The organism is Streptomyces sp. NPDC048565 (assembly GCF_040650935.1).
Lineage (GTDB): Bacteria > Actinomycetota > Actinomycetes > Streptomycetales > Streptomycetaceae > Streptomyces.
Window position 1 is genome coordinate 63,989 of the sequence record NZ_JBEZIH010000003.1, and the last position, 23,042, is coordinate 87,030.

The 23,042-nt window shown below is 72.3% G+C and carries 22 protein-coding genes and 1 riboswitch; of the genes, 10 read left to right on the forward strand and 12 right to left on the reverse strand.

Annotation, left to right across the window (positions count from 1 at the left end; all coding sequences use genetic code 11):
• Positions 1-45: 45 nt before the first annotated feature.
• The 3 genes from AB0C75_RS04680 to thiO all read right to left on the reverse strand — a co-directional run bounded on the left by AB0C75_RS04680 (position 46) and on the right by thiO (position 2,320).
• Complete coding sequence (locus AB0C75_RS04680; protein ID WP_362887051.1) at positions 46-840, reverse strand: thiazole synthase; 795 nt, start codon at positions 838-840, stop codon at positions 46-48.
• 2 nt (positions 841-842) lie between these two features.
• A complete protein-coding gene (thiS, locus tag AB0C75_RS04685) occupies positions 843-1,121 on the reverse strand; it encodes a sulfur carrier protein ThiS (RefSeq protein ID WP_362887053.1) in 279 nt (92 codons plus the stop codon).
• The gene (thiO, locus tag AB0C75_RS04690) at positions 1,118-2,320 is read right to left on the reverse strand and encodes a glycine oxidase ThiO (protein WP_362887055.1); all 1,203 of its coding nucleotides are present in this window, start codon (positions 2,318-2,320) and stop codon (positions 1,118-1,120) included. The genes thiS and thiO overlap by 4 nt, the downstream gene beginning before the upstream one ends.
• A riboswitch (TPP riboswitch) is annotated at positions 2,318-2,430 on the reverse strand. (Overlaps the previous gene by 3 nt.)
• A gap of 71 nt (positions 2,431-2,501) precedes the next feature.
• Here thiO and AB0C75_RS04695 point away from each other — a divergent pair.
• The 5 genes from AB0C75_RS04695 (at position 2,502) to AB0C75_RS04715 (ending at position 7,090) form a co-directional block, all read left to right on the forward strand.
• Positions 2,502-3,740 (forward strand): FAD-dependent oxidoreductase, encoded by a 1,239-nt coding sequence (locus AB0C75_RS04695; RefSeq protein ID WP_362887057.1) that lies wholly within the window; start codon positions 2,502-2,504, stop codon positions 3,738-3,740.
• Between the two features lie 73 nt (positions 3,741-3,813).
• The gene (locus AB0C75_RS04700) at positions 3,814-4,179 is read left to right on the forward strand and encodes an Rv2175c family DNA-binding protein (RefSeq protein WP_326697067.1); all 366 of its coding nucleotides are present in this window, start codon (positions 3,814-3,816) and stop codon (positions 4,177-4,179) included.
• 199 nt (positions 4,180-4,378) lie between these two features.
• Positions 4,379-5,029 carry a thiamine phosphate synthase gene (gene thiE / locus AB0C75_RS04705; RefSeq protein WP_362887059.1) on the forward strand — a complete coding sequence of 217 codons (651 nt, stop codon included), beginning with the start codon at positions 4,379-4,381 and terminating at the stop codon, positions 5,027-5,029.
• 106 nt (positions 5,030-5,135) lie between these two features.
• Complete coding sequence (metF, locus tag AB0C75_RS04710) at positions 5,136-6,053, forward strand: methylenetetrahydrofolate reductase [NAD(P)H] (protein WP_362887061.1); 918 nt, start codon at positions 5,136-5,138, stop codon at positions 6,051-6,053.
• A 50-nt stretch (positions 6,054-6,103) separates the two neighbouring features.
• Complete coding sequence (locus AB0C75_RS04715) at positions 6,104-7,090, forward strand: hypothetical protein (protein WP_362887063.1); 987 nt, start codon at positions 6,104-6,106, stop codon at positions 7,088-7,090.
• Positions 7,091-7,121: 31 nt separating this feature from the next.
• Here AB0C75_RS04715 and AB0C75_RS04720 read toward each other — a convergent pair whose 3' ends face one another.
• The 5 genes from AB0C75_RS04720 to AB0C75_RS04740 all read right to left on the reverse strand — a co-directional run bounded on the left by AB0C75_RS04720 (position 7,122) and on the right by AB0C75_RS04740 (position 13,046).
• Positions 7,122-8,618, reverse strand: a complete 1,497-nt coding sequence (locus AB0C75_RS04720; protein ID WP_362887065.1) for an NAD(P)/FAD-dependent oxidoreductase — start codon at positions 8,616-8,618, stop codon at positions 7,122-7,124.
• A gap of 10 nt (positions 8,619-8,628) precedes the next feature.
• Entirely contained in the window at positions 8,629-9,219 is a 591-nt protein-coding gene (locus tag AB0C75_RS04725; protein WP_362887067.1) for a DUF4126 domain-containing protein, read from the reverse strand.
• Positions 9,220-9,572: 353 nt separating this feature from the next.
• Entirely contained in the window at positions 9,573-10,184 is a 612-nt protein-coding gene (locus AB0C75_RS04730; RefSeq protein WP_362887069.1) for a TetR/AcrR family transcriptional regulator, read from the reverse strand.
• Positions 10,185-10,213: 29 nt separating this feature from the next.
• Positions 10,214-12,301, reverse strand: coding sequence for a YhgE/Pip domain-containing protein (locus AB0C75_RS04735; protein WP_362887071.1), 2,088 nt, complete (start codon positions 12,299-12,301; stop codon positions 10,214-10,216).
• Positions 12,273-13,046: an ATP-binding cassette domain-containing protein gene (locus tag AB0C75_RS04740; protein ID WP_362887073.1), complete on the reverse strand. Its 774-nt coding sequence runs from the start codon at positions 13,044-13,046 to the stop codon at positions 12,273-12,275. Before AB0C75_RS04740 ends, AB0C75_RS04735 begins: the two co-directional genes overlap by 29 nt.
• 165 nt (positions 13,047-13,211) lie before the next feature.
• Between AB0C75_RS04740 and AB0C75_RS04745 the strand changes: the two genes are divergently transcribed.
• The 3 genes from AB0C75_RS04745 (at position 13,212) to AB0C75_RS04755 (ending at position 15,344) form a co-directional block, all read left to right on the forward strand.
• The gene (locus AB0C75_RS04745; RefSeq protein ID WP_362887074.1) at positions 13,212-13,751 is read left to right on the forward strand and encodes an SAV_6107 family HEPN domain-containing protein; all 540 of its coding nucleotides are present in this window, start codon (positions 13,212-13,214) and stop codon (positions 13,749-13,751) included.
• A 117-nt stretch (positions 13,752-13,868) separates the two neighbouring features.
• Positions 13,869-14,633, forward strand: a complete 765-nt coding sequence (locus AB0C75_RS04750) for a methyltransferase (RefSeq protein ID WP_362887076.1) — start codon at positions 13,869-13,871, stop codon at positions 14,631-14,633.
• Between the two features lie 306 nt (positions 14,634-14,939).
• Positions 14,940-15,344: a DUF3040 domain-containing protein gene (locus tag AB0C75_RS04755; RefSeq protein WP_362887078.1), complete on the forward strand. Its 405-nt coding sequence runs from the start codon at positions 14,940-14,942 to the stop codon at positions 15,342-15,344.
• Between the two features lie 136 nt (positions 15,345-15,480).
• Here AB0C75_RS04755 and AB0C75_RS04760 read toward each other — a convergent pair whose 3' ends face one another.
• The 4 genes from AB0C75_RS04760 to AB0C75_RS04775 all read right to left on the reverse strand — a co-directional run bounded on the left by AB0C75_RS04760 (position 15,481) and on the right by AB0C75_RS04775 (position 21,058).
• Positions 15,481-17,901, reverse strand: coding sequence for a DUF3488 and transglutaminase-like domain-containing protein (locus tag AB0C75_RS04760; RefSeq protein ID WP_362887080.1), 2,421 nt, complete (start codon positions 17,899-17,901; stop codon positions 15,481-15,483).
• Positions 17,898-19,262 carry a DUF58 domain-containing protein gene (locus AB0C75_RS04765; protein WP_362887082.1) on the reverse strand — a complete coding sequence of 455 codons (1,365 nt, stop codon included), beginning with the start codon at positions 19,260-19,262 and terminating at the stop codon, positions 17,898-17,900. The genes AB0C75_RS04760 and AB0C75_RS04765 overlap by 4 nt, the downstream gene beginning before the upstream one ends.
• Positions 19,262-20,308 (reverse strand): MoxR family ATPase, encoded by a 1,047-nt coding sequence (locus AB0C75_RS04770; protein WP_362887084.1) that lies wholly within the window; start codon positions 20,306-20,308, stop codon positions 19,262-19,264. Before AB0C75_RS04770 ends, AB0C75_RS04765 begins: the two co-directional genes overlap by 1 nt.
• Positions 20,309-20,497: 189 nt before the next feature.
• Positions 20,498-21,058 carry a carbonic anhydrase gene (locus AB0C75_RS04775; RefSeq protein ID WP_362887086.1) on the reverse strand — a complete coding sequence of 187 codons (561 nt, stop codon included), beginning with the start codon at positions 21,056-21,058 and terminating at the stop codon, positions 20,498-20,500.
• A gap of 409 nt (positions 21,059-21,467) precedes the next feature.
• On the opposite strand from AB0C75_RS04775, the gene rsmH reads away from it, so the two are divergent.
• Complete coding sequence (gene rsmH / locus AB0C75_RS04780) at positions 21,468-22,433, forward strand: 16S rRNA (cytosine(1402)-N(4))-methyltransferase RsmH (protein WP_362887087.1); 966 nt, start codon at positions 21,468-21,470, stop codon at positions 22,431-22,433.
• A gap of 52 nt (positions 22,434-22,485) precedes the next feature.
• Positions 22,486-23,040, forward strand: a complete 555-nt coding sequence (locus AB0C75_RS04785; protein WP_362887089.1) for a septum formation initiator family protein — start codon at positions 22,486-22,488, stop codon at positions 23,038-23,040.
• The last annotated feature ends 2 nt before the right edge of the window (positions 23,041-23,042 follow it).

Consider the following 23,042-nt stretch of genomic DNA (forward strand, 5'->3'; position numbering starts at 1 on the left):
GACATGCGCATGTTGTGACGGGAGGGAGCCGCAGGCGCCCGGACCTCAGAACGCCGGGCGCTCCGGATCCAGCACCGCGCGGCCCGCCACGGGCGAGGACGCCTCGGCGAAATGACGGCGCGGGATGCGTCCCGCCCGGTACGCCAGGCGTCCGCCGTCCACCGCGTGCCGCATCGCCGCCGCCATCAGCTCGGGCTCCTGCGCCCGGGTCACCGCCGAGGCGAGCATCACAGCGGCGCAGCCCAGCTCCATCGCCAGCGCCGCGTCCGATGCGGTGCCCGCTCCGGCGTCCAGGATCACCGGGACCCCGGCCTGCTCGACGATCAGCTGGAAGTTGTGCGGATTGCGGATGCCGAGCCCGGAACCGATGGGAGAGCCCAGCGGCATGATCGCCGCGCACCCCACGTCCTGGAGCTTGCGGGCCAGGACCGGGTCGTCATTGGTGTACGGCAGGACCGTGAAGCCGTCGTCGACCAGGATCTCGGCGGCGTCCAGCAGCTCGACGGTGTCGGGCAGCAGGGTCCGCTCGTCGGCCACGACCTCCAGCTTGATCCAGTCGGTGCCCAGCGCCTCCCTGGCCAGCCGGGCGGTGAGCACGGCCTCGCCCGCCGTGAAACAGCCCGCCGTGTTCGGCAGGATCTGGATGGAGAGGCGTTCCAGGACGGAGAGCACGGAGCCCTGCACGGTCGGGTCGAGCCGGCGCATCGCCACGGTGGTCAGCTCGGTGCCCGAGGCGATCAGGGAGCGTTCCAGCACATCGAGGCTGGGCGCGCCGCCCGTCCCCATGATCAGCCGCGACGAGAACGCGGTGGGCCCCAGGGTGAAGAGATCGTCGGACATGGTCAGCCTCCCTGGACGGCGGTGAGGACCTCGACGCGGTCGCCGTCGGCGAGCGTGGTGGCGGACCACTGGCCGCGCGGGACGACGGCCTCGTTGACCGCGGCGGCGACCCCGGCAGGCGCGGTGGTCAGCGCCGCGATCAAGGTGTCCAGCGCGGTGCCTACGGGGACGGTGCGGTGTTCTCCGTTGACGGAGACGGAGACGGAGACGGAGACGGAGGCGGCGGCGGAGGCGGGGCCGGGGACGGCGGCGGGACCGGCGGCGGGCACGGGCTGTGTCATACGGGCTGCTCCTGCGACGCGGGGGCGGTGTCTTCGGGGGAACGGGGCCGGGCAGCCGCCGTGAAGCGGCGCGGCGAGAAGGGGCGGCCGAGCTCGGGCAGCTCGCCCGTGGTCAGCACCTGGGCCATCACATCGCCCGTGACGGGGGTCAGCAGCACCCCGTTGCGGTGGTGCCCGGTGGCGAGATGCAGGCCGGGCAGGGCGGTGGGGCCCAGCAGCGGCGCGTTGTCGGGCGAGGCGGGGCGCAGACCGGCCCGGGTCTCGGTCAGCGGCAGCTCGGTGATGCCGGGCACCAGCTCATGGGCGTCCCGCAGTAGCTCGTACACCCCGCCGGCGGTGACCGTGGTGTCCCAGCCCAGCTCCTCGGTGGTCGCACCGACCACCAGCTCGCCGTTGGCACGCGGGACCAGATAGACATGGCTGCCGCGTACGACGGCCCGCACCGTCCTGCTCAGGAAGGGGGCGTACGCGGGCGGCACGGTCAGCCGCAGCACCTGCCCCTTGACCGGACGTACGGGCGGCACGACCGATTCGGGCAGCCCTTCGAGCCGGCCGCTGAGGCTGCCGCCCGCGAGTACCACCTGGCCTGCGGCGAGCCGCGCACCGTCCGCCAGGACGACGCCCGTCGCCCTGCCGTCCGTGACGGAGAGCCGCTGGACCCAGGCGCGGCGGAAGCCCACCCCCGCCCGCTCGCACGCGGTCAGCAGGGCCGAAGCCAGCCGCCTGGGGTCCACCTGGTGGTCGCCGTCGACCCGCAGCCCGCCGCGAACCCCGGGGGCGAGCATCGGCTCGAGCCGGCGGCACTCACGGCCGCTCAGCCACTCGGACTCGAGCCCCGAGCGCTGCTGCAGCACGTGCAGCTCCCGCAGATGCGCCCGGTCGTCGGAGTCCAGTGCGACGGACAGGGTGCCGCAGGCACGGAAGCCGGTCTCCTGCCCGCTCGCCTCCTCCAGCTCGGCGACGAACGCCGGATAGCGCGCTGCGGAGGCCACGTTGAGGCCGAGCAGCGTCTGCTCGCCGTAGTGGAGTTCGGTGACGGCTGCGAGCATCCCCGCCGCGACCCGGGCGGCGCCGCCGCCCGGGTCCGGATCGGCCAGCGTGGTGCTCAGGCCCTGCTGGGCGGACCGCCAGGCGGTCACCAGACCGATGATGCCGCCCCCGACGACCAGGACGTCGGAGCTGTTCGTGGAGATACGCATGGGCGTCCAGCCCCTCCCTTCGCCGGCATGACCCGGATCAGGTTCGTACGGTCGGAGGCCGGTCAGCCTCCCTCTCAGCCCGGTGCGTCCGGACTCCCGCGAGTCTCTTACGGTGGCCAGCCTAGACCCCGCCCCCGACAGCCGGATACGGGCCCGGGAACCCGGTCATTAGGGTGGACGGGTGAGCGAGCAGACACCGGAACCGGCGCCGGGACAGCCGGCGCGCGCAGTCGTGATCGTGGGCGCCGGCATGGCCGGTGTGCAGACGGCCGTGGCCCTGCGTGAACAGGGCTTCACGGGCCAGGTCACCGTGCTCGGTGCCGAACCGCACCAGCCGTACGACAGGCCGCCGCTCTCCAAGGCGGTCCTGCTCGGCAAGGCGGAGCACTCCGCCTTCGACATCGACTTCGAGGCACTGGACATCACCCTGCGCCTGGGGCTCCATGTGACGGGCCTGCGCGCCGGTGAGCACGAGGTGGACACCCTGGAAGGGCCCGTCGCCTACGACGCGCTGGTCATCGCCACCGGAGCTGAACCCGTCGCACTGCCCGGTTCCGACGGCGTGCCCGGTGTCCATCTGCTGCGCACCCTCGACGACGCCGCGCGGCTGCGGCCCGTCCTCGAACAGCAGCACGACATGGTCGTCGTCGGAGCGGGCTGGATCGGCGCCGAGTTCGCCACGGCGGCCCGCGCCGCCGGCTGCGCGGTCACCGTCGTGGAGGCCGCGGACCGCCCCCTCGCGGGCACGCTGCCCGCCGAGGTCGCCGCTCCGATGGCCCGCTGGTACGCCGAGAGCGGAGCCGGTCTCCTCACCGGTGCCCGGGTCGCCCGCGTCGGACAGGGCGCCGTCCACCTGGCGGACGGCCGGGTGATCCCCGCAGGGGCGGTGGTCGTCGGCATCGGCGCCCGGCCCGCCACGGGGTGGCTCGCGGGCTCGGGCATCGAGCTCGGCCCGGACGGCTCGGTCATCGCGGACGGCTCGCTGCGCACCTCGCTGCCGGATGTCCACGCGGTGGGCGACTGCGCCTCCTTCCCGTCCGCCCGCTACGGGGAGCGGCTGCTGGTCCATCACTGGGACAACGCCCTCCAGGGGCCCAGGGCGGTCGCCGCGGCCCTCGCGGGCGGTGAGGCGGGCACGTACGACCCGGTGCCCTACTTCTGGTCCGAGCAGTTCGGCCGCTTCGTGCAGTACGCCGGCCATCACGCCGGAGCCGACACGCTGCTGTGGCGGGGCGACCCGGCCGAGCCGTCCTGGACGGCGCTCTGGCTGCGGCAAGGGGCGCTCGTCGCCGTACTGGCCGTCAGCAGGCCCCGTGACCTGGCACAGGGGCGCAAGCTCGTCGAAGCGGGGGCGCGGATCGATCCGGCGAGGGCCGCGGACTCCTCCGTACCGCTGAAATCCACGGTGAAGGACGCCTGAGGGGCCCTTGGACACGGCCTCGTACGCCCGGCCTGGCTACCGACTGTCGGTCCGGGATGGCACGCTTGTCCCTGTGACCGAGATTGACGCAAAGATCGATGCTCTCGTCCCCGCCTGGCTCCACCTTCCCGACATCGCGGAAATGCTCGATGTCGAGGTGACGCGTGTACGGCAGCTGGTCAAGGAAGGCCAGCTGATCGCCGTGCGACGTGGTGAGAACCGGACGCTCCAGGTGCCTGCCGCCTTCATCGACGGCGACAAGGTGGTCAAGGGTCTCGCAGGGACCCTGACGCTCCTGAGGGACGACGGCTACAACGACGAAGAGATGCTGGACTGGCTCTTCACCCCCGACCCGAGCCTGCCCGGCACCCCCGCGCAGGCCCTGAGTGAGAATCGCGGTACGGAGGTGAAGCGCCGGGCCCAGGCGCTCGCCGTCTGACCGGACAACCGTGAGACGGGGTGCGGGCCGTGACACACACGGCCCGCACCCCGCTGTCACGGGGCTTCCGGGACGGCCATCCGTCGACGTACGGGCGATTCGCGTACGGGCGATTCGTCGACTCGTCGCCGTACCAGTGATCCAACCGATCCAACGACGCACCGAACGATCCAACGACGCACCGACGGGGGATTTCATCATGTCCACGCTCCGTGACCGGCTCTCCGACGCCCGGCTCTATCTGTGCACCGACGCCCGCGAGCGGCAGGGGGACCTCCCGGAGTTCCTCGACGCCGTGCTGTCCGGCGGTGTGGACATCGTGCAGCTGCGGGACAAGGGCATGGAGGCGGCCGATGAGCTCGAACACCTCGCGGTGTTCGCCGACGCCTGCAAGCGCCACGGAGCGCTCCTCGCCGTGAACGACCGCGCCGATGTGGCCCATGCCATCGGCTCCGACGTGCTGCACCTCGGGCAGGGCGATCTGCCGGTGCCCGCGGCCCGCGCCGTCATCGGCGAGGACGTGGTGATCGGCCGCTCGACCCACGCCGAGGCCGAGGTCGACGCGGCCGTGGCCCAGCAGGGCGTCGACTACTTCTGCACGGGCCCCTGCTGGCCGACCCCCACCAAGCCCGGCAGGCACGCCCCGGGCCTCGGCCTCGTGCGCTACGCCGCCTCGCTCGGCACGACCCGGCCCTGGTTCGCCATCGGCGGGATCGACGCCGGGAATCTCGACGAGGTGCTGGACGCCGGGGCACGTCGCGTCGTCGTCGTGCGGGCGATCACCGAGGCGCAGGATCCGGCCGAGGCGGCCGCCTCGCTCGCGCGGCGCATCCGGGCGCGCGCCGCCTGACCCGGGGCATCGCAGAGGTGTCCGAGGGGTGGACACGACCCATCGCATTCCGGTCAATTCGGTCCCTGTGGTTGGGGTACCGCCGGGCCCTGGTTAACCTCCCAGTATGGCCCTAGGTACACCTTCCACCAGGACAGATCACGCACGGACCGTGCGTGAGCTGCTCGCGTCCGGCGAGACGTCGTTCTCGTTCGAGTTCTGGGCGCCCAAGACCGAGAAGGGCGAGCGGAATCTCTGGAACGCCCTGCGCCGGGTCGAGGCGGTGGGGCCGAGTTTTGTCTCCGTGACCTACGGGGCAGGCGGCTCGACCCGCGCCGGGACGGTCCGGGCGACCCAGCAGATCGCCGCCGACTCCACGCTGACCCCGGTCGCGCACCTCACCGCCGTCGACCACTCCGTGGCCGAGCTGCGCAACATGGTCGGGCAGTACGCGGACGCCGGCATCCGCAACATCCTCGCGGTGCGCGGTGACCCGCCCGGCGACCCGATGGGCGAGTGGATCGAACACCCGCAGGGCGTGCGGTACGCGGCGGACCTGGTCCGGCTGATCAAGGAAGCCGGTGATTTCTGCGTCGGCGTCGCGGCTTTTCCCGAAATGCATCCGCGGTCCACCGGCTGGGACTCCGACATCGGGCATTTCGTGGACAAGTGCCGCGCCGGTGCCGACTATGCGATCACCCAGATGTTCTTCCACCCGGAAAGTTATCTGCAGATGCGTGACCGTGTGGTCGCTGCGGGTTGCGACACCCCGGTCATTCCCGAGGTGATGCCGCTCACCAGCGTCAAACAGCTGGAAAGATTCGCACAGCTCAGCAACGCGTCCCTGCCTTCCTCGCTGAAAGAACGCATCCTCGCCGCGAAGGACGACCCGGCCGCTGTACGCTCCATTGGCATCGAGTTCGCCACGGAGTTCTGCGCGAAACTGCTCTCCGAGGGTGTCCCGGGGCTGCACTTCATCACGCTCAACAACTCGACGGCGACACTCGAGATCTACGAGAATCTCGGACTGCACAAGCAGTCGTGACCGGCCGTACCCGCCACCAACCGGGGCGGTGGCCGTAGGAGGGGGCGGGCGTGGGCTGGACGGTCCTCTACATCGCATTCGGCATAGTGGCGTTGTGGCTGCTGGGCGAGGTGCTGCTGCAGTACAAGGCGCGTCTGCGCTGGCGTCTGCTGGCCTTCGTCGGCTTCCTCGTCGTGGTCCTCGGCGTACTGATCCCCTCCGTGCCGGTGATCGCCCTCGGGGCGATCGCCTTCGCGACGGGCCAGACGTATGTGACGCTCTCCTTCCGGCGCGGCTTCTCGACGGGATGGGCCATAGGCGGCAGCCCGGGCGAGAGCCGCCGTCGGCGCGGGTCGGGCGGGGCAGCCGCCGCGAGCAGCCAGGAGCCCGTACTCGAGGTCTCCGGCCTGGAGTACGAGGGATACGCGCAGGACGGGCCACAGGAAGAGCACGGGCCGTCGGCCGGCCCCTCGGCGGTCTACGAGCCGGAGCCGCTGCCCGACGACACCGGGCAGTACGGCGTCTACAGCGACCCCGCACCGGCCGGCCGGGACGACGGGCAGGCCCAGTACGACGGGCAGCAGCCCCAGTACGCCGGCTACGACCCGTACAACGGCTACGGCCAGCCGTCCGCCCAGGACCCCTACGCGGGCCAGGGCGGCGGCTACCCGGGTCAGGACCCGCACCAGGAACAGGGCGCCTACGCCGGCCAGTACGGCTACGGCACGGACCAGACGGGCTACGCCGCGTACTCCGACCCGTACAGCGGGGCAGGGGCCGGGACGGGGGCGGGCACCGACATGGGCACCGGGCAGTACGCCGCGTACGACAGCTACGGCGCCGGCTTCGACCCCTTGAACGACCCCTCCTACGGCACCGGGCAGCAGCCCACCGATCCGTACGGCGGGCAGTACACCGACACCCCGCCGGGCGGGGTGTGGGTCCCGCAGCAGCGCGAAAGCGATCCGTACGCCCCGCTGCCGCCGGAGGCACCCGGCCGGCCCGCCCCGTACGGCAACGGCTACGACACCGGCCAGAACGACCCGTACCGCTACTGACCTGTCGACGGCAGGCTCTGGCACTCCTCGCTCACCGGGAGCCGCGGAAGCCGTCACCCTCCACCACGAGCCCCGCGACCAGGGCACCCGACATCCCGGCGTGGGCCGGCCCGCCGCCGGGGTGGGACCAGCCGCCCGCCAGATACAGACCCGGCAGCGCGGTGCGGTTGCCGGGGCGCAGATATCCGCCCCCCGCCCCGGCAAGGGCCGGGGCGGGCACCGAGCCGCCCTGGGCCCCGAGGTCTGCCTCGGTCTCGGCGGGTGTGCGCACCTCGGCGTGGAGTATCCGCTCGCGGAGGCCGGGAACGGCCTCGGCGGCCCGGCCGATCACCGCGTCTGCGAACCGCTCGCGCAGGGCCGCGTCCGTCCAGTCGACCGGACCGTGCGGCGCCACCGTCACCGTCAGGGTCACCGCCTCGTGCTCCTCGTCGGGGCGGGTCGCCGGGTCGTCGGGACGCAGCACCGTCACCGTGGGCCGCTGCGCGGTCCGGCCGCCGAACACCGCGTCCTGCTCGGCGGCCGGGTCCGCGGCGTGCACCACGGTCCGGTGGAAGGCGCCGGCCTCCCGGGCGCCGCGCAGCGACAGCAGGACCATGAAGCGGCCCGGCACCGGAGCCTCGGGCGCCCCGGCAGGCGGCTCCTGCGGGACCGGGAGGAGTCCGGGCAACGGCCGCGCGCCCAGGACCACATGTCCGGCGTCCACGCTCCTGCCGTCCGCCAGCTCGATCCCGGCAGCCCGTCCGTCCTTCTCGGACACCCGGACCGCCTCGGCGCCGAAGACGAACTCCACCCCACGGGCCAGGCACCGCTCGTACACCGCGTCGGCCAGCGCGCGCATGCCCCCCGCGACGTACCAGGTGCCGAACGTCTCCTCCATGTACGGCAGGAGGGCCGCGGCGGCCGGGGCGCGGCGCGGGTCGAGGCCGTACGACAAGGCGTAGCCGTCGAGCAGGGCCGCGAGGCGGGGGTCCGTCAGCTCCCAGGCGCCCACCTCGGCCACCGTCCCCGCCTGCCGGGCGGCGCGCAGCAGCCTGCGCCGGCGCACCGCGGGATAGGGATCACGGGCCAGCGTCATCGGGTCATCGGGTAGCGGCTCCTCCAGCAGCGGCCTGCGGGACCTGTCCCAGGCGGTCCCCGCCCGGTCCAGGAAGTCCCCCCAGCGGGCCCCGGCTCCCTCGCCGAGCGCCCTGTCGAGCGCGCCGACGACCCCGGCCCGCGAGGCGTTGGGCAGGGAGACCGCTGTGCCGTCCGCGAAGAGATGGCGGCTCGCCGGGTCGACCTGGGTGAGCGTGACGCACTGCTCCAGGCTCTCCTTGCCCGTCTTCACGAACAGGTCGCGGTAGACCGCGGGAAGATGCAGCAGCCCGGGGCCGGTGTCGAAGACGAAGCCGTCACGCGCATGCCGGCCGAGCGAGCCGCCGTGGGTCTTCGACCGCTCGTACACCGTCACCCGGTGGCCTGCCACGGAGAGCCGGGCAGCCGCCGCCATCGCGCCGGTCCCGGCGCCGATCACCGCAATTCGTGCCATGTCAGTGACCCTAAGGGGTGCCACTGACAACGCGGCCCCGTGCCCTGCGCCGAAGGAACCGGCGGATCCGGGACGCCAGGAAGAGCACGGTCGCCAGGCCGAGCAGGAGCAGGACCCCGGCGATGACGGCCGCCGCCACCGGGTGGAAGACCGCGAAGACGATGATCCCCGCGACACCGAAGTCCTCGGCGACGCTGACTCCGATGTTGCTGAAGGGTTCGGGTGAGGTGTTGACGGCCATCCTCGTGCCGGCCTTCACCAGATGGCTCAACAGCGCGGTCGAACCGCCCACGGCTCCCGCCGCGAGCTGCGGCAGCGACCCGCTGTCCCCGGCCAGCAGCGCCGCGACGACCGCGCCCGCCACCGGCCGGATCACCGTGTGCGCCGCGTCCCAGGCGGAGTCCACGTACGGGATCTTGTCGGCCACCGCCTCGCACACGAACAGCACACCGGCGATCACGAGGACGTCGGTGCGCTGGAGGGAGACGGGCACCTCGTCGGTGAGACCGGTCGCGCCGAAGAGGCCGAGGAGGAGGACCACCGCGTAGGCGTTGATCCCGCTCGCCCAGCCGCTCGTGAACACCAGGGGGAGTACGGACACGGACGTGATCGTAACCAGTCGCGGGGAGTGCCGGGTGAGCGCTGCCGCACAGGCCTGAGTACCTGTACCTAGTGCGGGAGATGAGTAGGGGCGCGGATGGGCCGCCACCTGCGCGGACGGAAGAGTGGGGACCACGGAAAGGGCGCGGTGCCCGGACCGCCGGCACGGGGCGGCGGAACGGCGCGGCACCCCGGACGTAACGGGGGCGCACGAGCGGAGCTCCGGGACCACGGGGGACACACGGGGTCACGGGGGAGGGCTCCGCAGGCGCTACGGGACGCCGGTCCGGCGGAATTCGGGGGGATCGAATTTCACCGGAACGGCGTTTTCCGTACGTGGGCCCGGTGGACGCCTCAGCGTCCGCTGACCCTCCCGTGCAGCAGCAGGGACAGCGCGGAGTGCACGTCGTCGATCGTCCGCTCGGGCTGGAACGCCTGCCAGTCGAGGGCCGCGACCAGGACCATCCCGACCAGTGCGGCGGCCGTCAGCTGGATGTCGATCTCCTCGCTGAGCTCGCCGCCCGCGACGCCTTCCCGCAGCACCCCCTCGACGACGGCCACGGCCTCCTGACGCACCACCAGGAGGGTCGACTGCCAGGCACGGTTGGTGCGCCAGAGTTCGGCGACGTAGAGCTGGGTGAAGGCCGGGTAGCGGTCGATGAAGACGAGACCCGCCCTGATCATCGCGTCCAGCGCCTCCACACGGGTGCCGCGGCGGGCGTCCGTCGAGTCGGCGGCGGAACGCAGCGACTGCGTGAGCAGCCCGACACCGTGCCGCAGCAGTTCCTCGAACAGCTCGGTCTTGCTCTTGAAGTTGTAGTAGACCGTGCCCTTGGCGACCCCGGCGCGTTCGGCGATCTCGTCCACCGTGGTGGCGGAGAACCCCTTCTCCGCGATGAGGGTCACCGCCGCCTCGTAGAGCTTCTGCCGGGTGGCCTGGCGGCGCGTGGTGCTACTGCTGTCCATGCCTCCGATTCTCACAGGTCCCGGCGCGGTCACAGACTCAGCTCCGGGTGCAGCCGGTCCAGGGTCCACACCTGCTTGCGGCGTGCGGAGAGCGCGGTGAGTGCCAGCGCGCCCGCGGTGAAGGCCAGCAGCACGGCGCAGCCCTGCCAGACCGGGCCGAGACCGCCCCCCGTGATCAGCCGGCGCAACCCGTCCACGACATAGGTCATCGGCAGGTAGGGGTGGATCGCGCCGAAGAACCCCGGACTGGTCTGCACGGGATAGGTGCCCCCCGCGGAGGTCAGCTGGAGCATCAGCACCGCCAGGACGAGGATCCGCCCCGCCGCGCCGAAGCGGGCGTTGAGCCACTGCACGATCGCGGCGAAGCAACAGGTCACCAGCGCCAGGAAGCCCAGCGTCCCGGCGGCGTGCGCCATCTGGAGACCGAGCTGCCAGTGCAGCACGGACATCAGGGCGGCGACCTGGAGCAGGCCCGTCGCGGCGACGGGCAGCCAGCCCGCGAAGGCGATCCGCCAGGCCGGGGCCCCGGCCGCGAGCGCCCGCCGGCTGAGCGGCTGGATCAGCATGTACGCCACCATCGCGCCCACCCACAGCGAGAGCGGGATGAAGTACGGGGCGAAGCCGGTGCCGTAGTTGGGCGCCGCGTGCAGCGAGGAGGACGCCAGCTGCACGGGGTCGGCCATGACGCCGGTGCGGGCGTCACGGTCGTCCTTGTCGTAGTCGGGGATCTTGCCGACCCCGTCGTTCAGCCCCTGGGCGAGCGTCGCGGAGCCGTCACCCAGCCGGTAGAGACCGCTGTCCAGTGTCTTGGCGCCCGCCTTGAGCTTCTTGACGCCGGCGTCCAGGTCACCGGCTCCCTTCTTCGCGGTGCCGAGGCCGGTGTGGAGCGTGTCGGCGCCCTTGGCGACCTTGTGCGCGCCGGTGTTGAGCGTGTTGATCTTCTTCACGGCGGATTCCAGGTCCGTGTCGAGGTTCGGCGCGCGCTTCGCCAGGGCGTCGGCCTGCTTCTCCAGGGAGGTCAGCTGGGTGCGCAGCTTCGCCAGGTCGCCCTTCTGGTTCGTGACCAGCGCGTTCACGTCGTCGGACACCTCGGCGACGTCCTGTGCGGCCGTCCTGGCGCGCTTCAGCTGCGGGCAGACCCCGGGGTCGGGCACCGGCTGGTCGTCGCAGCGGGTGCGGTAGACCTCGGTCAGGTCGTCGGAGGCCGTGTGGGCGGCGGCCGATGCGGTGGGCGCCGCTTCGGCCAGCAGGTCGAGGTTGTCCCGTACGGCCTTCGAGGAGTCGGCGACCAGCCGGGCGGTGTCCCCGATGGCCTGGCCGTTGTCCTTCAGGAAGGGACGTACGTCGCCGGCGACCGCGTTGACCTTGTCGGCGAGCAGCTGGGTGCCGCCGGCGACCTGCTCGGATCCCGTCTTCAGTTCGCCCGCGCCCTTGTTCAGCTTGGTGACGCCGGAGGAGAGGGTGCCGCTGCCCGACTTGGCGGTCGTGAGGCCGTCCGCGAGGTCCTTGGAGCCCTTCTTCGCCTTCGTGAGGCCGCTCTCCAGGTCGTCGGCTCCCTCGGCCGCCTTCGCCGTGGCGTCGTGCAGACCGGAGAAGTTGATGAAGATCCGGTCCAGGAAGCCGCGCGAGGCCTTGGTGGACGCGGCGCTGCGGACCTCGGCAAAGACCGTTCTGGAGATCTGCCCGACGATGTAGTTGTTGGCGTCGTTCGTCCGCACCCGCAGGGCGCCTGTCTCGGGGGAGTCCCCGCCGCTCGACGCGATCTGCTTGCTGAAGTCCGCGGGCATGGTCAGGGAGAGGTAGTACGTCCCGTCCTCGACGCCCTTCTCCGCCTCGGTGGAGCCGACCTCGTGCCAGTCGAAGACCTTCGAGTCGAGCAGCTTGCCGGTTATCTCGTCACCGGCCGCGAGGTGTTCGCCCCCGGTGCTCGCGCCCTTGTCGTCGTTGACGAGTGCCACGGGGATGCGGTCGAGCCGCCCGTACGGGTCCCAGAACGACCAGAGGTAGAGCGCTCCGTACAGCAGGGGCAGCAGGAGGAGCGCGACGAGTGCGGCGCGCGGCATCCGGCCCCTGCCGAACCGCCGCAGCTCAAGCGCGGCCAGTCTCGGCGATCGCATCGGCCGTTTCCTTCCCGGTCGTCGTGTCATCGGGGGTGTCTGCCGTGGCCGTCGGGCGGGTGCGCACGGTGAGCGCGTCCTCGGGGGACTCCTCGCAGACGGCCAGCACGGTGGTCCCGCCGGCCGCGACGTCGCGCAGCAGATCCCAGGCCAGGGCCCGGTCCGTGACGGAGAGCTTGAGGTCGGTGTCGTCCACGGCGAGAAGCCGCGGACGGCTCATCAGGGCGAGGGTGACGGACAGCCGCAGGGCCTCCAGACGCTCCAGGTCCCGTACGGAGGTCCGTTCGGCCTTGGGCAGCTCCGCGAGGTCGAGCCCCGCACCGTCGAGCGCGGTGTCGATCGCGGCCCGCGCCGTGGCGGCCCGCTCGGCGCGGGGCCGCAGCAGGGCGCGCGGCGAACCGCTGAAACGGCGCCGCAGCAGGGCCCGTTCGCGCAGATGCTCGGCGACCGTGAGGGAGGGGTCCAGATCGCTGACCCCGGGGACCGGGCCGAGCGCGCTGAACCCTCGTACGGCGGCGAGCCGTCCGGGCAGGCGCTCACCGCCCACCTCGGCGTGGCCCCGGGTGGAACGCATCCGGCCGGTGAGCGCGAGCAGCAGACACGTGCGGCCCGAGCCGGACGGCCCCTCCAGCGCGACGAGCGATCCGGGGCCCGCGGTGAACTCCACCCCCCGGAAGGCCCAGCCGCGCGGGCCCTTCAGTCCGAAGTCCTCGGCGCTGAGCGACGCCCCGTGCGGGCTGTCCACGACCCACCCCTTATTTGAACTGACTGGTCAGTGCAAAAAGTAGCCCGAACTCTCGCTCGAAGCAAAGCGCCTGGTCAGAGCCGACTTCTGAGGGATTGTCAGTGGTGGCCGTCACGATGGATACAGACGGCCACGGAGTCGTCACACGACGACAGGAGGTTCGTCATGGCCAGCTCGTCCGCAGCCGCCGCCCCGCGGCGCCGCGCAGGCAGCCCTGCCCCCTCACTGGCCGGTCCGGCAGCCGACGTCCACCCCGTGCCGCGCCGCACCACGGCGCCGCCCGCCGCCCTCGATCTGCTCGCCCAGGCCCACGCCGGCCTGGACGAGGCCGCCGTGCTCGACGTGCCCAACGAGCGGTATGCCACCGCACACCTCGCCGCGCTGCGCACCGCGGCCGCCGTGCTCGCCGCTCGCGGGCGGCCCGAAACGGGCAGGCGCCGCAGGGAGCGGATCCGCAGCGCCTGGGAGGTGCTCCCGGACATCGCGCCGGAACTCACCGAGTGGAGCGCCCTGTTCGCCTCGGGGGCCCGGCGCAGGGCCCGTGCCGAGGCGGGCATACCCGGCGCGGCGACCAGCCGCGACGCCGACGACCTGCTGCGCGACGTGGCCATGTTCCTGCGCCTCGTCGAGCGGATGCTGGTCCTCCAGCCCGTCCTTCCGCGGCCACGCGGGGACGGTCCAGGGCGGCGGACCGAAGCGGGGTGACCGACGCGGGGGTGACCGTCGGGGCGGTGCGAGGCAATAGGGTGGAGAGCACCCGTACCACCTGCACCGTTCACGCTCCGCCGTCCGTGGCGGCACCGTGCCGAGGAGTCAACTGCCGTGTCGGACCAGCTGCGCCCCCGCGCGTCCCTCCGTACCGCTGTGGTCTGGGAGGTCCTCAGGGACGCTCTCGAGCGCCGGGTCAAGGCGACCGGCAGGGAAGTCCTGGACGTGCTGGACACCGGCGGCGGCACCGGCAATTTCGCCGTGCCCGTCGCCCGGCTCGGCCACCGGGTCACCGTGGTCGATCCCAGCCCCAACGCCCTGTTCGCGCTGGAGCGCCGCGCGGAGGAGGCCGGAGTCGCCGACCGGGTCCGAGGCGTCCAGGGCGACATCCTCGGCCTCTTCGAGGTGGTGGACCGCACGGGGTACGACGCGGTCCTGTGCCATGGCGTCCTGGAGTACGTCGACGACCCGGCCGAGGGCGTGCGCAACGCGGTCGACGCGCTGCGCCCCTCCGGTGCGCTCAGCCTGCTCGGCGCGGGCCTCGGCGGCGCCGTCCTGGCGCGGGCCCTCGCGGGGCACTTCGCCGAGGCCAGGCAGGCGCTGGCGGACCCCGCGGGGCGCTGGGGCGAGGGCGACCCGGTGCCCCGCAGGTTCACCGCCGACCAGCTGACCGGACTGGTCGGCGACGCGGGCATCGAGGTGAGCGCGGTCCACGGCGTGCGGGTCTTCGCCGACCTCGTCCCGGGCGTTCTCGTGGACACCGAACCGGGCGCGATGGAGGAGCTCCTCAGGCTGGAGGCGGCCGTCGCGGAACTGCCGGCGTTCCACTCGGTGGCGACCCAGCTGCACGTTCTGGGGGAGAAGCGCGCCCGAGCGTGACGGTGACAAGACGCCGACACCGCCGGAGTACCGCCGCGAAAGCGACGGGAGCACGGCTGATCAGCAACGCAGCTGCAGACGGAGTACTGCCGGGAACACCCGATCGGGCCGCGAGCCCCGTATGATCGGATGACACCATCCGGCATGACGGATCGGAGGTCGGGGAATCTACGCCTCAGCAGCCGAGCCGAAATGGCGGTCCGGACTGGCTATGGCTAGAGGGCGGGTTTCACGGGGGCGAATCCCTGCCTATCCTGGAAGGGCCGCATACCGGTCGCCCCCGCGGCCGACGACGAGGAGGACTCCGTGCCGCTCTCGGAGCACGAGCAGCGAATGCTCGAGCAGATGGAGCGAGCGCTGTACGCCGAAGATCCCAAGTTCGCTACAGCGCTTGAGGGAAGCGGGCTGCGCAGGTACACCCGACGACGGGTCTACCAGGCGGTAGCCGGTTTTCTGGTGGGTATCGCGCTCCTCATGGCCGGAATGGTTTTCCAGCAGACCTGGGTCAGCGTGGCGGGATTCCTCGTCATGCTGGGCTGCGCCGTGCTGGCGGTCACCGGATGGCGCAAAGCGCCGAAGCCCGGTGAGCAGCAGCCGGCGGGGAGTGCGAGCGGGGGCGAAGGCGAGCGCCGACATCCCAAGCAGCGCCGGTCGATGATGAACCGGATCGAGCAGCGGTGGCAGCGCCGCCGCGACGAACAGGGCCAGTGAGTTCACCGCTTCCCGGTGGGTGGTGGGCAGAACACGAACGCCGGACCTGGCTGAACCTCAACGCTCATGCATGAGGGGCGGTCGCTCACAGCGACCGCCCCTCACGCGTTTCCCGTACGCCCCGGCTCCCTGGGGATCAGCCCTGCTGCCGTGACGGGCGGCGCAGCCTAGCCGCCCGGCGGAAGCCTCCCGCCCGGTCCGACCACCGGCGGCCGAGCTCGGTCCGACGTTCCGCGACCGCCCAGATCACCCGGACGGCCGAACGCGGAGCGAGCGTCGCCCGCACCCGGGCCCACCGTCCTGACGAGGCCCCGAGCCCCGCACGGACGGCCCGCACATCCTCGGCCGGCACGGAGACGGCGCCCGGCTCCGGTGCGTACAACACCTGCTCCACCGCTCCCGCGGCCCGGTGGACCGCGGCGCCGGACCGGCCGTCGAGCCGCCCCAGCCGCACGACGCGTGCCGCTGCCTTGCGAGGGGTCTGCGACTCGTCCGGCGCAATGCCGTGGTCCCAGGCCGAATCGGTGATCTCCCACCAGGCGGCCAGCACCCTGGCCGAGGCATCGGCGGGCGTACGTCCGCCCGATGAGCCCAGCCGCCGGGCACGGACCCGCATCCGCCAGACCATCGGAGCCAGCGGGAGCATGAGCACCACCAGGGCGCCGAGCACCCACAGCACCACGGTGCCCGTCGGGGTGCCGGGACCGGCGGAATCCGTCGCCCCGGGAGCCGTGGACGCACCGCACTCACCCTGCCTGCGCGCCTGCTCGGGGCAGGACTCCGATGCGGAGGGGGCGGCCGTGGGCTCCGCGGAGGCGGCGTCCGTCGGCTGCGCGGAGGCACTGGGGTCCTGCGAGGGGGCATCCGGCAGCGTGTACGCCGGAGCGCTGCCCCGGGACGGCGTCGGCTCGAAGCGGGTCCAGCCCACACCCTCGAAATACAGCTCGGGCCAGGCGTGGGCGTCCCGCAGCCCGACCGACACCGAACCGTCAGCCTGGGCCGTGCCGGGGGTGAAGCCCACCGCGACCCGGGCCGGTATGCCGAGGGTCCTGGCCATCGCGGCCATCGTGAAGGAGAAGTGGACGCAGAAGCCCTCCTTCTCCTTCAGGAACCGGGCGATCGCTGCCGTGCCCGTACCCGACGTCACCGTCGTGTCGTAACGGAAGCCGCCGTCCGAGGCGAACCAGTTCTGGAGCTTCACGGCCCGCTCGTAGTCGTTGGCGGCGCCCTCGGTGACCTGCCGGGCGGTCTGTTCGACCAGATCGGGCAGAGACGCGGGCACCTCCGTGTACTCGCGGACCACGTCCGAAGGCGGTGCCATCGACCCGGCGAGCTGCGCGGCCGTCGGCTCCACCACCAGACTGCCGACCTCGTACCGGGCGCCACCCGTCGTCTGGCCGTCATCGCCGACGAGGGTGCGCCCCTCGGGCTCGAACCGCCAGCGGCCCTCGATGTCCACGTCGCTCGCCGGGTAGGGGAGCGGCAGATACGTCTGCTGGTAGGAGGGCGACGCCGAGATGTTCGTCCGGACCTCGGTGACGGAGACGCCCCCGTCCAGCCCGGGCGGCTGCGGCAGCGTGTCCGGGACGTCCTTCAGCCTGCGGGGCGAGGGCCGCCACTCGCTGCCGTTGAACTGGTCGAGGGACAGGATGCGCAGATAGAAGTCCTGAGGGTTGTCGGAGTTGGTGTGGTACGACATCACCTCCCGGTTCTCCGGCTGGTTGAGGTTGTTCTGCAGCGAGACCAGCGGGTTCACCGCGGAGATCGTGCCCCCGCCGCCCCCTCTGCCCGACCCGCCGCCCGTGCCGCCCAGCAGCCCGCCGTCCAGGGCGGGCAGGGCCGCAGGCACGACCAGCGCGATGCCCAGCGCCATCACGCCGATGCGCCGTCCCGTACGGACCGACGCCACGGTGCGGCCCGACCCGTCCAGGCCGGCCGTCAGCCCGCCCGACGTAGGGGACACACCGCCGAACACCCGGCCCCACCGGGACAGCCGGTCCCGGCCCTCGGCCAGCAGCAGAAGCAGGAAACCGCACGCCGCGAGCAGGAACCAGAGCCAGCCGGCCCCGCCGTCGGAGAGCCCGGCCGCGACCGAGTAGAGGGCGAGCAGCGGCAGACCCGCGGGCGCCGCGGCGCGGAGGGTCACCGCGAGGACGTCCACGACGAGCCCGACCAGCAGTACCCCGCCGACCAGCATCAGCCGGATGCCGTCCGTCTCCGGTGCGCGAATCGAGTACGTGTTGACGTCCTCGGCGCCCGCGGACAGCAGCTCGGCGAGCCCTTGGACCGCCTGGGGTCCGGGCAGCACCCCGAACAGGGCGTGCTCCCCGGCGAACACCACGGTCACCGCCAGCAGGGTGACGAGCACCTGGAGGGAGACCGTCAGGATCCGGGCCAGATCCATCCGGCGGGCCAGCACACCCACACCGCCCTGGAGGGCCAGCAGGAACGCGGCCTGCGGGACCCAGTCCGCCGTCTCGACCAGGGGCAGCAAGGACCCCGCCGCCAACAGTGTGGCCGCGAAGGCGCACAGCGCCAGCCGGGTACGCCCGCTCATGACCAACCCCCGGAGAACCCCGTCGTCGCGCCGGCCGCGGAGGACCGGTCGGCCGATCCGTCCTGGCCCGCCTGCCGCCACAGCCCGGCGAGATCCGCGCCGGGCGGTACCGCCACCGCCGTCCATCCCGCTTCACGCAGCAGCCGCAAGCGGCCGGCGGCGGGGGACGCCCGCTGCCCGCCGAGCGCCCAGTCCTCGCTGTCCAGCACGAACGCGACGGCCCCCCGGCTGCGCCGGCGCATCCTGGCCGCCACCGAGGCCTGCTCCTCGTCGAGATCGCCGAAGAACGCCACCAGCAGCCCCTCGTTGCTTCCGCGCAGTACGTCGTGGGCGCGGGAGAGCCCGCCCCCGTCGGAGTGGTCGACGACCGCCAGGGTGTCCATCATCAGGCCCGCCGAGTCCGCGGACTCCTGCGACCCGGCGAAGCCGTCGGAGCCCTCACCGGGCACGGCGCTCCCCTCGTCGGTGAGCAGCCGCACCGCGAAGCCGCGCTCCAGCATGTGCACCAGCGCGGACGCGGCCCCGGACACCGCCCACTCGAAGGCCGAACCGGGCCCGCCGCCCTCGTAGGCGATCCGCCGGGTGTCCAGCAGCACCGTGCACCGGGCACGCTGCGGCTGTTCCTCCCGCCGCACCATCAGCTCGCCGTAGCGCGCGGTGGAGCGCCAGTGCACCCGTCGCAGGTCGTCACCGTGGCGGTAGCCGCGCGGAATGATGTCGTCCTCGCCGGCCAGCGCCAGCGAACGCTGCGTGCCGTCGCCGTATCCGGAGGCCGACCCGGCCAGCCGCAGCGCGGGCAGCGGCTCGGTGCGGGGAATGACCACGAGGGTGTCGTAGGCGCTGAAGGAGCGCGTCAGCTCGCACATCCCGAACGGATCGCTCAGCCGCAGCTGCAACGGCCCCAGCGGGTAGCGCCCGCGCAGGTCGGAGCGGACGCGGTAGGACACCTCGCGTACGCCGCCGGGCTCCACCCGGTCCAGCACGAACCGTGGCCGGGGGCCGAGGACGTAGGGGACGCGGTCCTGGAGCATCAGCAGGCCCGTGTGCAGCCGGGAGACGTTGTCCATGCGCAGATGGACCCGGGCCTCCGAGCCCGCCGGCACCCGGGACGGCGAAAGCCGCCGGCTGCCCGCCACCCGGTAGCGGGTGCGGTAGAGGACGGTGACACACACCAGCGGCAGCACGGCCAGCAGCAGGCCGACCCTGAGCAGGTCGTCCTGGCCCAGCACAAAGGCGCAGACCGCCGCCGCCACGCCGGCTGCCAGGAAGGAACGCCCCCGCGTCGTGAGTCCCCCCAGGGCCGCCCGCAGGCCGCCCTTGTCGTCGCTGTCGTCCACGGGGCCGGGCGCCCCGGCGGCCATCACAGCCGCCGTACGCCGGGCTGCCCGCCGTACACCGGGCTGACCGGCCGGTGCTGGGGCTGCGCGGGGGCGGCGGTGCCGCCCGAGGTCGGCACGGCGGTGCGCTGCAGGATGTCCAGCACGACCTGCTCGGCCGTACGGCGGTTGAGCTGCGCCTGCGCCGTCGGCAGCAGCCGGTGGGCGAGCACCGCGACCGCGAGGGCCTGGACGTCGTCCGGCAGGGCGTAGTCCCGGCCGCTCAGGGCTGCCGATGCCTTGGCGGCGCGCAGCAGATGCAGGGTGGCGCGCGGTGAGGCCCCGAGTCTGAGGTCGGGGTGCTGCCGGGTGGCGGCGACCAGCTCCACCGCGTACCGCCGGACGGCGTCGGCCACATGGACCGTGCGCACCGCTTCGATCAGTTTCACGATCTCGTGGGCATGCGCCACCGGTTGCAGGTCGTCCAGCGGGGAGATCCCGCCGTGCACGTCGAGCATCCGGAGCTCCGCCTCGGCGTCCGGGTAGCCGATCGACACCCGGGCCATGAAGCGGTCGCGCTGCGCCTCGGGGAGGGGATAGGTGCCCTCCATCTCCACCGGGTTCTGGGTGGCCACGACCATGAAGGGATCGGGCAGCTCGTAGGTCTGCCCGTCGGTCGTGACCTGGCGTTCCTCCATCGACTCCAGCAGCGCCGACTGGGTCTTGGGCGACGCGCGGTTGATCTCGTCGCCGATCACGATCTGGGCGAAGATCGCACCCGGCTTGAACTCGAACTCCCGGCGCTGCTGATCGAAGATCGAGACCCCGGTGATGTCCGACGGCAGCAGGTCGGGCGTGAACTGAATACGCCGCACCGAGCAGTCGATGGACCGGGCCAGCGCCTTGGCCAGCATCGTCTTGCCGACCCCGGGCACATCCTCGATCAGGAGGTGTCCCTCCGCCAGCAGCACGGTCAGCGAAAGCCGTACGACCTCAGGCTTGCCCTCGATCACACCCTCGACCGACCTGCGTACCCGCTCGGCTGTGGTGGTCAGATCTGTGAGGCTCGCTCGATCGTCATAGGTCGTCACCCGGCCCTCCTCGGCCCTTTGTGCACGGGCCGACGCACAGAACTGCCCGGCCCACCCCGAAATACGGACACTCTCCGGAGGACCCGGAGAGATGTCATCACCGCATTCTTGTTGCCGTTACCGCTTCGTGTCACTCGCCTGTGGACAAGTGAGGGCGATATGCCGGATGTGGGCCGTATGTCGGAGGCTTCAGGAGGCGGGCAGGATCTCGCGCAGCGTGCCGGTGGTCACGTCGAAGACGAAACCGCGGATGTCGTCGGTGTGCAGGAGGAACGGCGAGGTGCGCACGCGCTGCATCGACTGCCGTACGTCCTGGTCGGCGTCCGTGTAGGCCTCCACCGCCCAGACCGGGCGCTGTCCGACCTCGACCTCCAGCTCCTGCCGGAATTCCTCGGTGATCGACTCGAGGCCGCAGTTCGTGTGGTGGATGAGCACGACACTGCGGGTGCCGAGCGCCCGCTGGCTGATGGTCAGCGACCGGATGACGTCGTCGGTGACGACGCCGCCCGCGTTACGGATGGTGTGACAGTCGCCGAGTTCCAGGCCGAGTGCGGCGTGGAGGTCGAGGCGGGCGTCCATGCAGGCGACCACGGCGACGTGCAGCACGGGCCGCGCGTCCATGCCGGGATCGCTGAACGCCTCTGCGTAACGCGAGTTCAGTTCGACCAGGCGGTCGGTGACCGTCTCTCCGGAACGGGCTGCGGAGGTGGCGGGGGATGTCTCGGCGGAAGGCTGCGCAGAAGTCGACATACTGATGACGTTAGCCTTCGTGGCCCCCGTCGGCGTGCTGTGGAAGGGGACAAAGAACGTCAACGTGGCTTGTTGTGAGGTAACCCACAAGCCTCACGGTCAGGCACCCGGCCGGGTGAGCTTCCCCGTCCGCCGCGGGGGTGCGACGCGCTGCGCGGTTCGTTGATCGGGAATGGATCGAATGGCAGGGTGGACTAAAGTGACGCGAAGTTACTGACACGCATGCACATTCTGCATATTTTTACATGTTTCGAATCCCCCGTGATGTGCGGTGTACATGCGGCCCGGCCCTCTCCCGCTCGTCGGCCGGCCGACGCCACCTTCCCCGGCGCCGGCCGACCTCCCCTTCCGGGCGGGCGGGGACCAGACCGTATGTGCGGCCACACGGGACATAGCCTGAGAGGGCGCTTTGAGCCAGACCCGACATGTCCCGGTGATGCTCCAGCGATGCCTGGACCTGTTGGCCCCGGCTCTGGAGGAGACGGGGCCACGGCCCCCCGTCGTCGTCGACTGCACCCTCGGGCTCGGCGGGCACAGCGAAGCCCTGCTCGCGGCCTTCCCGGAGGCCAGGCTGATCGCCCTGGACCGGGACAAGGAGGCGCTGCGGCTCTCCGGTGAACGCCTCGCCCCGTACGGCGACCGCGCCACGCTGGTGCACGCGGTCTACGACGAACTCCCCGAGGTCCTGGACCGGCTGGGGATCCCCAAGGTCCAGGGGGTGCTGTTCGACCTCGGCGTCTCCTCCATGCAACTGGACGAGGCGGACCGCGGCTTCGCCTACGCGCAGGACGCGCCGCTCGACATGCGCATGGACCAGACGACCGGCATCGGCGCGGCCGAGGTGCTCAACACCTACCCGCCGGGTGAACTCGTACGGATCCTGCGCGCGTACGGCGAGGAGAAGCAGGCCAAGCGCATCGTGTCGGCTGTCGTGCGCGAACGCGAGAAGGAACCCTTCAGCAACAGCGCCCGTCTGGTGGAGCTGATCCGCGACTCCCTGCCGCAGGCCGCCAAGCGCACCGGCGGCAACCCGGCGAAGCGCACCTTCCAGGCCCTGCGCATCGAGGTGAACGCCGAACTCGGCGTCCTGGAGCGGGCCGTTCCCGCGGCAGTGCAGAGCCTCGCCGTCGGTGGCCGGATCGCCGTCCTCTCGTACCACTCGCTGGAGGACCGGCTGGTCAAGCAGGTCTTCGCGGCCGGCGCGGCCAACACGGCGCCGCCCGGACTGCCCGTCGTACCCGAGCGCTACCAGCCCCGGCTGAAGCTGCTGACCCGCGGCGCCGAGCTGCCCACCGAGGAGGAGGTCGCCGAGAACCGGCGTGCCGCCCCCGCCAGGCTGCGTGGCGCCCAGCGGATCCGCGAGGAGGAGCGATGAACGCGCCGTACCGCCGGGTCCGACCGGTGCGGGCGAGGACGGTGGCGACGCGGTGACCCGAACGGCCGAGCAGATGAAGGGGCGGGCGGGCCGGCTCGCCCGGCTGATGCCGTCGGGGCCGAGCAACGCCGCCCGCACCCCCTTCGTCCTGCTGGTCGTGCTGCTGCTCGCGGGTGGCCTGATCTCGCTCCTCCTGCTGAACTCGGCGCTCAACGAAGGATCGTTCAGGCTGAGCAAGCTGAAGCGGGAGACCACCGAGCTCACCGACGAGCAGCAGGCACTCCAGCGGGACGTCGACAACTACTCCGAGCCCGACGCGCTGGAGCGCCGGGCCAGGGAGCTCGGCATGGTGCCCGGCGGCAGCCCCGCCTTCCTCGACCCGGACGGCACCGTCCGCGGAACGCCCGAGCAGGCCACCGCGCGACCTTCCCCGGCCGCTGCCCCCGATCCGGAGGCGAGCTCCTCCCCGCCGGCCTCCCCCTCAGGCTCGGCGACCGCTTCGCCGTCCGCGTCCCCCACGACGCCGTCGACAGCCCCGGCCGCCCAGGACACAGCCGGCCCGACCGCGAACACCCCGACCCCGAATCCGACGAGCTCCGGCAGGTGACG

Excerpts from the sequence above, each read along its gene's own strand:
- AB0C75_RS04765 (WP_362887082.1), bottom strand. The coding sequence starts at position 19,262 with ATGGCCGCCGGGGCGCCCGGCCCCGTGGACGACAGCGACGACAAGGGC.
- thiO (WP_362887055.1), bottom strand. The coding sequence starts at position 2,320 with ATGCGTATCTCCACGAACAGCTCCGACGTCCTGGTCGTCGGGGGCGGC.
- AB0C75_RS04680 (WP_362887051.1), bottom strand. The coding sequence starts at position 840 with ATGTCCGACGATCTCTTCACCCTGGGGCCCACCGCGTTCTCGTCGCGG.
- AB0C75_RS04775 (WP_362887086.1), bottom strand. The coding sequence starts at position 21,058 with ATGTCGACTTCTGCGCAGCCTTCCGCCGAGACATCCCCCGCCACCTCC.
- thiS (WP_362887053.1), bottom strand. The coding sequence starts at position 1,121 with ATGACACAGCCCGTGCCCGCCGCCGGTCCCGCCGCCGTCCCCGGCCCC.
- AB0C75_RS04745 (WP_362887074.1), top strand. The coding sequence starts at position 13,212 with ATGGCCAGCTCGTCCGCAGCCGCCGCCCCGCGGCGCCGCGCAGGCAGC.
- metF (WP_362887061.1), top strand. The coding sequence starts at position 5,136 with ATGGCCCTAGGTACACCTTCCACCAGGACAGATCACGCACGGACCGTG.
- AB0C75_RS04720 (WP_362887065.1), bottom strand. The coding sequence starts at position 8,618 with ATGGCACGAATTGCGGTGATCGGCGCCGGGACCGGCGCGATGGCGGCG.
- AB0C75_RS04760 (WP_362887080.1), bottom strand. The coding sequence starts at position 17,901 with ATGAGCGGGCGTACCCGGCTGGCGCTGTGCGCCTTCGCGGCCACACTG.
- AB0C75_RS04730 (WP_362887069.1), bottom strand. The coding sequence starts at position 10,184 with ATGGACAGCAGTAGCACCACGCGCCGCCAGGCCACCCGGCAGAAGCTC.
- AB0C75_RS04735 (WP_362887071.1), bottom strand. The coding sequence starts at position 12,301 with ATGCGATCGCCGAGACTGGCCGCGCTTGAGCTGCGGCGGTTCGGCAGG.
- thiE (WP_362887059.1), top strand. The coding sequence starts at position 4,379 with ATGTCCACGCTCCGTGACCGGCTCTCCGACGCCCGGCTCTATCTGTGC.